The sequence below is a fragment of the Adonisia turfae CCMR0081 genome (assembly GCF_011009555.1).
GTDB classification, from domain to species: domain Bacteria; phylum Cyanobacteriota; class Cyanobacteriia; order Phormidesmidales; family Phormidesmidaceae; genus Leptothoe; species Leptothoe turfae.
The window spans coordinates 7244883-7258218 of sequence record NZ_QXHD01000004.1 but is presented as its reverse complement, the minus strand read 5'-3'; the positions used below and the strand labels follow the sequence as shown (position 1 = coordinate 7258218).

The window sequence follows — 13336 nt, the reverse complement described above, 5'->3', positions numbered from 1 at the left end:
TTTGAGATTCCTGGCAATTTCTTCCATAGGGCTAAAGACCCACCCTAACACTTAGGACTTTCGCCTCATGCTTTATTGCCTAAAGCTTGTTTAGATTTAGACTATTACTGTTGACCATAAGACTTATATACTGTCTGTTTTGCTGACTACAAGAATAATCTCACAATATATTCATAAAAACTGTTTTGAACTGTTGGAATAGTTACTGTATGGTGACACCATTATCTTCATGTTAACTTCAAATAAAGTTTATGTGAGCTTTAAAACCAGTTTTCATACCTTTCCGTACTATCCATAGAAAATCTTTGATTTGTTGGACTATCGGAATAACGGTCTATATCTATGATGTTTTGAGAACAGTAAATCTAATGTATAGTTCTTGGGGAAGCACTAAGCGGGACTTGTGTGGAGATTCCAGACATTAACTGGTCTCTGATTAGTTGAGGTTTGGGAATTAGTTAGGTTTAAGACAGAATTCAGTGTTTTTTCATATTCACGAGATATTTTAAGGAGAGGTCATTTTGACCTAGCAAGAGTCATGCTTGGTAAGCTGATGCGATCTACCGCAGCCAGAGTTTTACTGGCTACTTTGGCCTGTTTGTTGTGTGTTGTTAGCTCATCTTTATTGCCGAGTGCGTCAGCACATAATTTAGGGCAAAGCTATGTCTACTTTCAAATTAGGGAAGATGCTGTCTCGACACGGGTAGAAATGCCCGTTAAAGAATTAGATGAGGTACTTGAGCTGGGGCTTGCTAGTAAAAAGAAGGTTCGTAGAGGAGATATTGAACCTCATATAGAGCAGATTAGAGCCTATGTAGATGAATATCTAACCCTTGACTGTTCTCCTCTGGCATGTAATCTTACATTCCAAGAGTATGGATTCTTGAACACCACATTTGCCCAGTTTCTGACGCTTGAGTATACCTTAGAGGGTTTTCAGACTACGCCTGAGGCTATTGATGTTACCTACGATGTGATTCTAGAGCAATTACCGCAGCATACAAATATGTTGCTGGTGGAAGAAAACTGGATGACTGGAACCTTCCAAAATGAGTCTACGCCGCTAATGATATTTAGACAACCGGGGCAGACTCAGACGTTAGATCTAACATCCGGTAGTCTGTGGCAGGGCTTTTCGGCGGTCGTTCATCTTGGGGTAATACATATCGTAGAAGGTATTGACCATGTTCTCTTTTTAGTTGCTTTATTGCTGCCATCGGTGTTGAGGCGACGAGACGATTCAATGTGGCAGCCAGTGGGCAAGTTTTCAACTGCGTTTGTGTACATTATCAAGATTGCTACGGCCTTTACGATTGCCCACAGTATTACGCTCTGCCTGGCTACATTACAGATTGTACAGGTGCCTTCTCGCATAGTGGAGTCTATTATTGCGGCGTCCATTGGTCTAGCTGCGGTGGATATTTTTTATCCCATCTTTCGGGGACGCTCATGGTTAATCATTTTTCTCTTTGGGTTATTCCATGGATTTGGATTTGCCGATGTGCTGGCAGAATTAGGGGTGACCAGTCAAAACGCGGCCCTATCCTTGTTTGGATTTAACCTGGGTGTGGAAATTGGGCAATTGATGATTATTGCTGTAGTCTTTCCAGTGCTCTATTTGTTGCGAAACCAACAATTTTATCCCAGTTTTGTCATGAAAACAGGAGCTTCGATGCTGGGGGTAATGTCACTCTATTGGTTTATAGAACGGGCGTTTGATGTCAATATTCGAGTTTTACCAGTGCTACAGGGTCTGTTTTAGGGTGGCTAGTGGGGTGAAGCATCATTTTTTAAGATGGTAAGTTGGCAAACAGGTTTTCCATGGTTTCTTTGGCGCAATCTAGCATGGTTGATAACGTCGTTGTGGTTTCTAAGTCACCGTTACAAACGCTGATACTCACGGTAGAGGATACCCGACGAATTGTTGAGTATGTGGGTTTAGATGCCCTGATGGATGAGACGATTACTCGCCTCACCCAGGCATTTGAATACTTCGATCCTGCAAAAACTGTGGTGCCCGTGCGTACTGGGTTCAGCTATGAGCAACCCCATGTGGGTTTAGTGGAATGGATGCCGCTATTCGAAAAGCATCGTCAGATTGTGGTCAAAGCGGTGGGATATCATCCCCAGAATCCGAGCTTGCATAACCTACCGACGGTCCTTTCCACGGTTTCTGCCTATGATCCGGCGTCGGGGCATTTGTCTGCGGTGATCGATGGTACATTTCTGACGGCGTTGAGGACAGGAGCGGCATCTGCGATCGCAACCCAACTCCTAGCCTCATCCAACAGTCAAGTCCTTGGCCTAATTGGTGCTGGAGCCCAAGCCGTTACACAACTTCATGGTCTCTCTCGCTGCTTTGATCTTAAGAAGGTGCTCATTTTCGATAGCGATCCAGCCGTGAGTCAATCATTTGCTGAGCGTGTGGCATGTTTGGGGTTAAACCCTTTAGAGATTTGCCAGGCAGACGTTGCTGATATTGTTGCCGCAGCTGATATCCTCTGCACAGCAACGTCCGTGGATGTGAATGATGGACCGGTCTTTCCCGATCAAAATCTGAAACCCTGGCTGCACGTTAACGCAGTGGGGGCTGATTTTCCTGGTAAGTTTGAGGTACCCTTAAGTCTTTTAGAGCGCAGTTTTGTGTGTCCTGATTTTCGAGATCAGGCCATTCGCGAAGGCGAATGTCAACAGTTTAAGAACCTGAAGCAGATTGGAGCTGAGCTATCTAACGTAGTCAAGCATCCAGCCCAGTATCGTCACCATCAGCAACAGACCACGGTTTTTGATTCCACCGGATTTGCCCTTGAGGATCAGGTGGCCATGAATATGCTGCTGGACTATGCAACTGAGCTGCAGGTCGGTACCTTAGTTGAGCTAGAAAGCGCCACCGCTGAGGTCAAAAATCCCTACAGTTTTGTCCTGTAATCTACCCACATCTCGCCCCCAAGATTTGTCATGGATTTTTCCTGGTCAGACGAACAACTCGCTTTTAAGAATCGTGTCATTCAGTTTGCGCAAAAGAACCTCAATGGTGACATGGTTGAGCGCGACTACCATGGCAAATTTTCCTGGGAGAACTGGAAAAAATGTGCTGAGTTTGGTATTCAAGGCATGTGTATGCCGGAAGACTATAGCGGATCGCCCGCCCTGGACATTATGACAGCGGTGCTGGCGATGGAAGCCCTCGGCTATGGCTGTGAAGATAATGGCCTTACCCTGGGTCTGAATGCCCAGATGTGGACGGTGCAGATTCTTTTGCAGCAGTTTGGGACTGATGACCAAAAGCAACGATATTTGCCACGACTATGTCGAGGTGAATGGATCGGTGTGCATGCCTTATCTGAACCCAATGCTGGGTCAGATGTTTATAGTCTAAAAACCCATGCCCAAAAGTGTGACGGGGGCTATATGCTCAACGGCAGTAAAAAGTTTGTCACCTGTGCTCCTATCTGTGATTTGGCCCTGGTATTTGCCACCATTGATCCGAGTCTAGGCAAGTGGGGGGTGACGGCTTTTCTGGTGGAGCGGACAGCGGCGGGTTTCTCCACGGGGCCAGTCAAGGAGAAAATGGGTCTACGCACAGTGCCCTTTGGAGAGATTTTCTTTGAAGACTGTTTTGTTCCCGAAGAAGATCGTTTGGGGCCGGAAGGAGCCGGGTTTAGTTTCTCCCATAGTTCGCTGGAGTATGACCGTTGTTTTAACCTGGCCAGCGAACTAGGCACCATGGAGCGTCAGTTAGAGAAGACGGTTGAGTATGCCAAAGCGAGGGAGCAGTATGGTCAACCCATTGGTAAGTTTCAGTCCGTGTCGAATCGAGTGGCTGATATGAAGTTACGCCTCGAGACGGCGCGGCTGTTGCTGTATAAGGTGGCTTGGTTAAAAGAACGCGGGCAACCGGCCATGCTTGAGGCGGCATTGCTCAAACTGTATCTGAGCGAGTGTTTTGTGGCCTCAGGGTTAGATGCGGTGCGGATCCATGGCGGTAATGGTTATCTCACGGAGTATGGGGTGGAACGAGATTTACGGGACGCCATTGGCGGGGTGATTTATGCGGGCACCTCGGATATTCAGCGCAACATTATTGCGCGCTCATTGGGATTGTAGGAGGTGGATATGATTTATTTGTTGTCTCAAATTTTAGATCACTCTGCCGAGCAGTTTCCTGAACGCGAAGCATTTCGTTGTGATGGTGAGAGTCTTACCTATGGCGAACTGTTGCGGCGTGCAAATGGGTTGGCCCATAAGTTGGTTGATCTGGGGGTAAAGCGGGGAGACCGGGTAGGGATTTACTTGAATAAGAGTTTGGAGAGTGCGATCGCAATATATGGCATTTGGAAAGCCGGTGCTGCCTATGTGCCGCTTGATCCGAGTGCACCTGTTGCCCGTACAGCCTACGCCATTAACCATTGCGGTATTCGTCACCTGATTACCCAGAAATCAAAGCGGGTGCGGATGCCGGATTTGTTAGATACGCTGGTGGGAGAGGCCCATGGTGTGGGCATGCATGGGAGCAGAGCCCATGGAATTAGGGCACGCAGCGGTGCACCCCTACAGTACATCATTGGTTTGCCAGAAACATTTGCCCTGGAACAGGCTGTGGACCATTGTGACTGGTCAGATATTCTACCCAGCGATATCTCGCCGTCGGTGCTCACCATGGAGCAAGACCTGGCCTACATCATGTATACCTCGGGGTCTACGGGCACTCCTAAAGGAATTATGCATACCCATTGCAGTGGTCTAAACTATGCGCGGATGGCGGCCTATACCTATGGTTTGACCCACGAAGATCGTCTGGGTAATCACTCGCCGCTTCATTTCGACATGTCCACCCTGGACTACTTCTCAGGGCCGTTGGTAGGGGCGACAACGGTGATTATCCCTGAAGCCTATATGAAAATGCCTGCCAGTCTTTCGCAGTTGGCCCAGGATGAAGCGTTAACCATTTGGTACTCGGTACCGTTTGCGTTAATCCAGCTACTGTTGCGGGGTGTGCTAGAAGAGAGAGATTTAAGCTCACTGCGCTGGGTGTTGTTTGGTGGAGAGCCCTACCCGGCGAAATATATGTATGGGTTGATGGAACGTTTGCCCCAGGCACGTTTTAGTAATGTGTATGGACCAGCAGAAATCAACCAGTGTAGCTATTACCATGTCCCTCCTTTGTCTGAGGGCCAGGCGATGCCTGATGAGGTGGCTCCCATTGGACAAATCTGGGCTAATGCAGAGGAAATTGTGGTGGATGATATGGACAATCCAGTTATGTCAGGCGATGTGGGTGAACTGCTGGTGCGAACGCCGACCATGATGATGGGTTACTGGCAGCGACCTGACTTAAATAAGAGTGCTTTTTACCGGACTGAAATTGCTCATCAGACGGCTGTATTTTACCGCACAGGGGACTTAGTGCAGCAGCTACCGGACGGTAACTATCAATTTGTTGGCAGGAAAGATCGTCAGATTAAAACTCGGGGCTATCGCATTGAACTGGATGAGGTGGAAGCGGTTTTGGTGGGACACCCTGATGTGGAAGAAGCGGCGGCCTATGCGGTGTCGGCTGAGGCCGGTAGCTATCAAGTGGAAGCGGTGGTGATTCTGAAGGCCGAGGCTACCTTGAGTGATGGTGAACTGCTTAATTATGTGGGGGAACGATTGCCGGGGTATGCGGTGCCGAGGAGGATTGCGATCGCGACCGCATTCCCTAGAACGGGCACTGGCAAAATTGATCGACGGGCGTTGCAACAACAGGCGGAGAGGAGAGTTATTAGTTATTAGTTATTGGTTCTTAGTTCTTAGTTATAGAAATAAGGTGATTTCTCTTGGCGGGCAAACTTTAACTCAAAATTCAAGACTCACAGTGATGGATAACCAAGAAATTCTTAAACAATATATTAGTCAGACCCTGCTTAACGGTCGGATGCAGGTTGAGGCAGACGATGATCTCCTCGGTGAAGAGATTATTGACTCCATGGGAGTGATGCAGCTGGTGGCTTTTGTGGAAGATAAGTTTGGCTGTGATGTGCCCCAGTCGGACATCATCATCACTAACTTTAGGACCATCAAGGCCATTGATGCCTACCTTGCTAAGCGGAGCCTGTAATCATGACCGTTGTTGCAATGCCACTTCAATCCACTGCCGCCCAGTCTAATCTGACAACGGCCCAGCATCTGCTGTGGCTGGGGCAAAAGCTGGCACCAGAATCACCGCTTTACAACATGGCGTTTTTGTTTACGCTATCCGGTGAGATTGAGCCTGCTCATTTTCAGGCGGCATTCCAAGCATTGGTGGAACGCAGCGATGCTCTACGGATGGTGATTGAGGAAGTGGACGGTGTGCCGCAGCAGCGGGTATTGTCTCAACTGGATTATGAAGTGCCGGTGTTTGATTTCAGCGATCAAGGGAATCCCCAAGTAAAGGCATGTACCTGGGCAGAGAATCGTAGTCAGACACTGTTCAATTTATCCGAGAGACTTTTTGAAACAGCTCTAATACGTCTCAGTTCTAACTGTTATGCCTGGTATATCAGTCAGCACCATGTGATTACGGATATTCAGTCAGTTCAACTGATTTACCAAACAGTAGGAGACTTCTATCATCGTTCGATAGCGGGCAATTTGTCAGAGGCCCCAGCATTACCAGCATATAGTGATGTATCGTTGCCATCACCCTCGTCTCGCGCCATTGACTACTGGCAACAACAGCAGGCGAACTCAGTAGATCTTTACCATCGATCAGCAAGCCAGGTATCCCCTCGCACCCGCCGTGTTTCATGGGAACTAGGCCCAGAAAGAACGGCTGCATTGAAACAGCTGGCGATGAACTCGGATGCACGGGCGTTAACGCCCCAGCTGTCTCTGTTTAACCTGGTGGCTGGTATTCTGCTGGCCTATCTCCATCGGATTAGCGGCAGCAATCAAGTAGCATTTGCCACCCCTGCCCATGGTCGCACTACCGCACTGTTGAAAGAGACTATCGGCGTATTTATCGAACTGTTTCCTTTACAAGCTGACATTGAACCAGGGGAAACCTTTGCATCGCTGTTGCGGAAAGTGAGTCATGCTAGCGGTGGTATGCTGCGCTATGCCCAGCCTGGTGTTAGCCAGTTTGCCCCCAGTCGTGATGTCAATGTGGTACTGAATTTTATCCACGCTAGGCTGTCGGATTTTGATGGTCGTCCAGTGTCTTCAGAATGGATTCATCCAGGGGCTGGCGATCCACGACATCATTTACGGCTACAGGTGCATGATTTTGATGATCGGGGCAGTCTGCAGCTACATTTCGACTTTAATTGTGACTTGTTTGAGCCAGAACTACAGGAACGGGCCACAGGCCATTTTCTGGCATTGGTGGATGCGGTGTTGGCTGATCTTAACCAACCCATTGCTGAGGTGGAGATTGTTAATGGGTCGGAAAAGACTCACCTTGTAGATCTGGGGAAGTGCGATCGCATTGACGTTACTCAAACCGTAGTGCAACAGTTTGAAAAACAGGTGGAGAGAACCCCAGATGCTGTTGCAATCTCTTGTAACGATGAAACTTTGACCTATAGTCAGCTGAATGCCCGAGCCAATCAGCTGGCCCACTATCTTCGACAGCAGGGTGTGATGCCCGAGATGCCCGTTGGCATCTGTCTGCGCCGTTCTGTTGAGATGCTGGTGTCTATCTGGGGAGTGCTTAAAGCCGGAGGAGCCTATGTGCCCATTGATCCCAGCCACCCCAATGAGCGCATTGCCCATATTCTGAGAGACACCCAGGTACGTTGGGTGCTGACCCAGTCTGAGTTTACGGTGCACCTGAACAGTCATGCCGTGAATATCCAGTTGGACACATTAGATTTAACGTCGCAGCCAAACAACAATTTAAATAATCCGTCTGGCATTAATCAGCTTGCTTATCTGCTCTACACGTCAGGGTCTACAGGCAAGCCTAAGGGCGTAGAAGTTGAACATCGTGGATTAGCCAACTACGTTAACTGGGCGATTCAACAGTATGTGAGAGGGAGAACCCTGGCGTTTCCCCTGTTCTCTCCTTTTACATTTGATCTAACGGTTACTTCTATCTATGTGCCTCTGCTCTCAGGTGGACAGGTGGTGATTTATCCTGAAGGGGATGAAGCTATTGATCTTTCGCTGCAGCAGATCTTCCAAGAGAATGTAGTAGATGTGATTAAACTAACCCCTTCTCACCTGTCCTTGGTGCAGGGCATGGCCATTGGCTCTCGGTTGAAGACGCTGATTTTAGGTGGGGAGGATCTGAAAACATCTTTGGCAGATGCCATTGCCAATGCTAGTGACCATCCCCTTGAGATTTACAACGAGTACGGTCCAACAGAAGCTACGGTTGGCTGTATGATTCATCAATTTGAAATGGAGCCTGATGCACCCACATCTGTTTCCATTGGGAAACCAGCGGCAGGGTCGGAAATTTATCTTTTGGATGATCATTTAAACCTGGTGCCCCAGGGAGCCGTATGTGAAATCTTTATCGGTGGCCCTGGTCTGGCGCGGGGGTATCTCAATCGATCTGAATTAACGGCGGAACGGTTTGTTGCTCGCGGTGATCAAAGACTGTATCGCACGGGCGATTTGGGTCGCTGGCAGGAGAATGGGCAGCTAACGTACCTTGGGCGCGGTGACCGTCAGGTAAAGATTCACGGTACCCGCATTGAGCTAGGGGAAATCGAAGCGGCCCTGATGGACCATCCTGAAGTAAGTGCTAGTGCCGTTAGCTTAGTTCAGTCGGCTGGTCCTGTGCAGGCTGGTCCTGTGACTTACTGCACTCGCTGTGGCATTGCCTCCAACTATCCTGGCATTACCTTTGATCACGAGGGTGTTTGTGATATTTGTCAAACCTATGAGACCTATCGCGATCGCACCGAGCAATACTTCAAGTCGATTGACGAATTCAAGTCTCGTCTAGAGAGAGCCCGTCAGCGCAAACAGGGTGAGTACGACTGTCTGATGCTGCTCAGCGGTGGTAAGGACAGCACCTATGCCCTGGCTCAGCTGGTGACCATGGGCTTCAAGGTGTTTGCCTTTACCCTCGATAACGGCTACATTTCTGAGCAAGCAAAAGACAATATTCGACGTGTTGTTAAGACTCTGGGTGTGAAGCATCAATTTGGCACCACACCGGCGATGAACGACATTTTTGTCGATAGCCTGAATCGCCACTGTAACGTGTGTAACGGCTGCTTTAAGACTATTTATACCCTGAGTATGCAGCTGGCTTACGAGCGGGGGATTCCCTGCATTGTGACGGGTCTCTCACGGGGACAGTTTTTTGAAACCCGTCTGACAGAAGAATGGTTTACGGAGCTGTTTGGCCAGTCTGAGTTTGATGTAGACCAGATTGACGAGACCATTCTGGCCGCTCGCAAAGCCTACCATCGCACTGACGATGCCGTATCACAGCTGATGGATGTGAAGGTATTTCAAACCGATGACATTTTTGAGACGGTGGAGATTATTGACTTCTACCGTTATTGCGATGTAGAGCTAGCAGAGATGCTCTCTTTCTTAAAGGACCAGGTACCCTGGATTCGTCCGTCAGACACAGGGCGTTCTACCAACTGTCTGATCAACAATGTGGGCATTCATCTGCATACTAAGAAGCGTGGCTATCATAACTACGCTCTGCCCTACAGCTGGGATGTGCGTATGGGGCACAAAACGCCAGAAGCGGCCATCGACGAACTCAATGATGAGATTGACGTGGCCGAAGTGGAGAGAATTCTTCAGGAGATTGGCTACGAAGACGCGCAAATAAACAAAGCCCAGCTGGCGGCCTATTATGTGGGGCAGACCTCGACAGCAGACTTGAGACGCTTTTTAGCCCAGCGATTGCCCAGCAATTTGGTGCCCGCCTATTTTATTCAGCTGGAGCAGATGCCCTTGACCGTGCATGGCAAGGTGAGCTTTGCAGCTCTGCCGGATCCAAAAGCCAGTCGTCCCGAGCTACGGGCAGAATTTGTTGCCCCTGCTACGGCTGAGGAGAAGACATTAGCCAAGCTATGGCAGCAGGTGCTGAAGGTGGATCGCATTGGCATCCACGACAACTTTTATGAGCTGGGCGGCGATTCGATTATGGCCATTCAAATTGCTGCCCGGATGTCAGAAGCTGGTTTTAGCTTATCTCCCAACCAGATTTTTCAGCATCCCACCCTGGCAAAGCTGTCTGCTGTAGTGGCCCCTGAGCATGAGCATCTGACCCCAGAAGATTTGACAGGGTTGATACCTCTCACTCCCATCCAGCAGGCATTTTTTGAACAACAATCACCAGAGCCAGAACAGTTTACCCAGACAGTGGTGCTAAATGTGGCTGAAATACTAGACCTGTCAGTTTTGAAGGCAGCCCTGACAGCCGTGGTAAATCATCACGATAGTTTACGGCTGACCTATACTCAAACCGATGCAGGCTGGGAGCAACGTTATGGTGAACCTGTTTCTGATGTGGCCACTATCGAAGTAGATGTCTCGGCGCAGCCCCATCCTCAAGAAATCATTACTAAAACCATTGCCAAACTTCAGACCCAGCTTGACTTAACCAAAGGAGATCTTGTTCGAGCGGTTCTCTTTGATCTAGGTGACCGCCAGCAGCTAGGGCTGGTCATACATCACCTGGCAGTAGATGCTCTATCTTGGCTAACGCTAATTCAGGATTTAGAAACAGCCTACCAGCAACTCAGTCAGGGTGAGGAACTTTCGCTTCCGCTCAAGACTAGCTCCTTTAAAGCATGGGCACATGGGCTTAAAGAGATCGCATTACCTCAATCAGAAATTGACTATTGGCTCTCTCCGCCTGACTCCGTTGCTCAGTTAAGTGGTACTACTCAGTCCGAAGCTACTGCTCGCACTGTTTCTCGACAGCTCAGTGATGACCTGACCCAAACGTTTCTGCAAACATCTCGTGCGCGTCCTCAAGAACTGTTGTTAGCGGCTTTGACCTTAGCCGTTAAACAACACACTGAGCAACCTACGGTTCAAGTTGCTTTGGAAGGTCATGGACGAGAAGAATCCATAATTCCCAATATTCGCTTGGTGCGCACCGTTGGCTGGTTTACATCGCTCTTTCCGGTAACACTAACAGCTCAATCTGAACCTGGTGAGACATTGAGATCTATTAAAGCAACCCTAGAACAGGTTCCTCAAAATGGTATTGGGTACGGTATTTTGCGCTATCTCAGAGGAAATGAAGCTGTTACTAACCAGCCCCAGCCTGAAATCTTATTTAACTATCTCGGGACTTTAGAGCAGCTGCTACCGCCCAACTCTATGTTCCGATTTTCTCAGCCATTACAGGTATCTCGAAGTCCGAGACAGATGCGATCGCACCCCCTCGACATCAGCGCCTTTATTAGAGAAGGCCAGCTCCATATTGATTGGTGCTACAGCGGTCTAGGCGACTCTGCAGCCCAGGCACTCGCTGATGGTGTAATGCAGCATCTCCAAACACTTCTGGAGGGACCAGGCAACAAGGTAACAGCTGCAGACTTTCCCCTGGCAAAGCTTAACAGCAAAAAGCTCGATAAGCTTTCAGCTTTGTTAAATAAGGCCGATCGTGCAGGAGGTCAGGGTTAATGGAAAATGTTGCCGATATCTATACGCTCTCGCCGGTACAGCTAGGTATGTTGTTTCACACCCTGGCCGATACCCAGGCTGGTGTTTATGTGAATCAATACACCTGTAAGCTGAGCGGTGATCTCCAGATAGAACTCCTACAGCAGGCGTGGCAACAGACGGTGGCACGGCATCCGGTTTTACGCACGGCATTTCTGTGGGACGGGTTGGATGAGCCACTACAGGTGGTTCGTGAGCAGGTAGATGTACCCTGGCGGTTATTGGACTGGCGTGGGGTAACGGATGTTGAGCAGATGGCTAAGTTGGAGGAGTTTTTGGAGTGCGATCGCACCCAAGGCTTTCACCTAGACCAGGCTCCACTGCTACGCCTCACCCTAATTCACCTACGCGACAACGTCCATCAGTTTGTTTGGAGTTCTCACCACCTGCTATTTGATGGCTGGTCACTGCCCCTCATTTGGCAGGACATGTTGACCTACTACGGCGCGTTGCTTCAGGGAACCGTACCCCAGCTACAGCCCACACGCCCCTACCGCGACTACATTGCCTGGCAGCAAGAACAGGATCCCAGTAAGGCTGAATCTTTCTGGCGAAAACAGCTTCAGGGTTTTGTTGAGCCCACACCGCTGCCTGCTGCTTGTTCTGCTGGCACATCTCAACACTACCAGCAACAGACACAATCCCTATCACCGTCTTTAACCACAGCCCTTAAAAATCTGGCGCGACAGCATCGGTTAACGTTGAATACCCTGGTTCAGGGAGCATGGGCATTACTGTTAAACCACTACAGCGGTGAGGACCAAGTGACCTACGGTTCGGTGGTATCGGGTCGTCCGGCTGCTCTGAGCGGTGTGGAAACCATGGTGGGATTGTTTATTAATACCCTACCTGTGCGGATAAGCATTGAGCCTGACCAAACTCTCATCGATTGGCTACGGTTGCGACAGCAACAGCTTTTCGACCTGCGACAGTACGAAACCACAGCCCTTACCGATATCCAACGCTGGAGTGATGTGCCCCAGGGCAGTCCCCTGTTTGAAAGCATTGTGGTGTTTGAAAACTATCCAGCGGCAGCAGTTACAGAACTGGGGTTTGATACCAGCGACGTGCGCTATTTGGAGCAGAGCAATTATCCGCTGGCGCTGCTGGTGGTTCCTGGTGAGTCATTGGAGTTGTTGCTGTTGTTTGATTCGGGCAGGTTTGAGGAAGGTGTAGTCGCACACCTACACACCCATTTAGAACTGTTGCTGACTGCCTTTATCGAACAGCCTCAAAGCAAACTCGCTGATCTGCCCCGTCTCACACCAGCAGAACAGCAGCAGCTAACCACCTGGGAGACGATCGACTATCTCCGTAACTTAACTATTCACCAACTGATTGAAGCCCAGGTACAGCAAACACCAGACGCTCTAGCAGTTGTGTTTAAAGAGCAAACACTCACCTATGGCGAACTTAATCAACAGGCCGATCAACTGGCCAATCTGTTTCGCTCAAAAGGCGTTACCCCTGGTGATCGAATTGCCCTATGCCTAAAGCCGTCTCTAGACAGAATCATTAGTATTCTAGCCGTGCTCAAAGCAGGCGCAGCCTACGTACCCCTTGATCCAGCATATCCGGCTGAACGGCTGAAATACTGCCTAGAAGACACCAACCCAAAATTCTTGCTGACGCAGCGCTCAGTTATCCTGCCGCATACCTCTGTTTCTGTTCTTTATTTGGATGGGAATGGGAAGGTGCAAGGGCAGGCACAGGGGCA

At 49.2% G+C, this 13336-nt stretch carries 7 protein-coding genes; all 7 read left to right on the top strand.

Translation table 11 applies throughout. The features are described 5' to 3' along the window. The first annotated feature begins 553 nt into the window (after window positions 1-553). A complete protein-coding gene (locus DXZ20_RS34910; RefSeq protein ID WP_163703115.1) occupies window positions 554-1762 on the top strand; it encodes a HupE/UreJ family protein in 1209 nt (402 codons plus the stop codon). Window positions 1763-1821: 59 nt separating this feature from the next. Then, window positions 1822-2928, top strand: a complete 1107-nt coding sequence (locus DXZ20_RS34905) for an ornithine cyclodeaminase family protein (protein ID WP_163703114.1) — start codon at window positions 1822-1824, stop codon at window positions 2926-2928. Window positions 2929-2958: 30 nt separating this feature from the next. Then, window positions 2959-4107 carry an acyl-CoA dehydrogenase family protein gene (locus DXZ20_RS34900; RefSeq protein WP_163703113.1) on the top strand — a complete coding sequence of 383 codons (1149 nt, stop codon included), beginning with the start codon at window positions 2959-2961 and terminating at the stop codon, window positions 4105-4107. Window positions 4108-4116: 9 nt separating this feature from the next. After that, window positions 4117-5775, top strand: coding sequence for an amino acid adenylation domain-containing protein (locus DXZ20_RS34895; protein WP_163703112.1), 1659 nt, complete (start codon window positions 4117-4119; stop codon window positions 5773-5775). Between the two features lie 85 nt (window positions 5776-5860). Next, window positions 5861-6100 carry an acyl carrier protein gene (locus DXZ20_RS34890; RefSeq protein WP_023070732.1) on the top strand — a complete coding sequence of 80 codons (240 nt, stop codon included), beginning with the start codon at window positions 5861-5863 and terminating at the stop codon, window positions 6098-6100. 2 nt (window positions 6101-6102) lie between these two features. Then, the gene (locus tag DXZ20_RS34885; protein ID WP_163703111.1) at window positions 6103-11580 is read left to right on the top strand and encodes a non-ribosomal peptide synthetase; all 5478 of its coding nucleotides are present in this window, start codon (window positions 6103-6105) and stop codon (window positions 11578-11580) included. Beyond that, a partial coding sequence (locus DXZ20_RS34880; RefSeq protein WP_250566029.1) for a condensation domain-containing protein occupies window positions 11580-13336 on the top strand: 1757 nt, incomplete at its 3' end. The genes DXZ20_RS34885 and DXZ20_RS34880, both read left to right, overlap by 1 nt.

What these genes read in the sequence shown, in the direction of transcription:
- DXZ20_RS34895 (WP_163703112.1), top strand. Translation starts at nt 4,117, where the DNA reads ATGATTTATTTGTTGTCTCAAATTTTAGATCACTCTGCCGAGCAGTTT.
- DXZ20_RS34905 (WP_163703114.1), top strand. Translation starts at nt 1,822, where the DNA reads ATGGTTTCTTTGGCGCAATCTAGCATGGTTGATAACGTCGTTGTGGTT.
- DXZ20_RS34890 (WP_023070732.1), top strand. Translation starts at nt 5,861, where the DNA reads ATGGATAACCAAGAAATTCTTAAACAATATATTAGTCAGACCCTGCTT.
- DXZ20_RS34900 (WP_163703113.1), top strand. Translation starts at nt 2,959, where the DNA reads ATGGATTTTTCCTGGTCAGACGAACAACTCGCTTTTAAGAATCGTGTC.
- DXZ20_RS34885 (WP_163703111.1), top strand. Translation starts at nt 6,103, where the DNA reads ATGACCGTTGTTGCAATGCCACTTCAATCCACTGCCGCCCAGTCTAAT.
- DXZ20_RS34910 (WP_163703115.1), top strand. Translation starts at nt 554, where the DNA reads ATGCGATCTACCGCAGCCAGAGTTTTACTGGCTACTTTGGCCTGTTTG.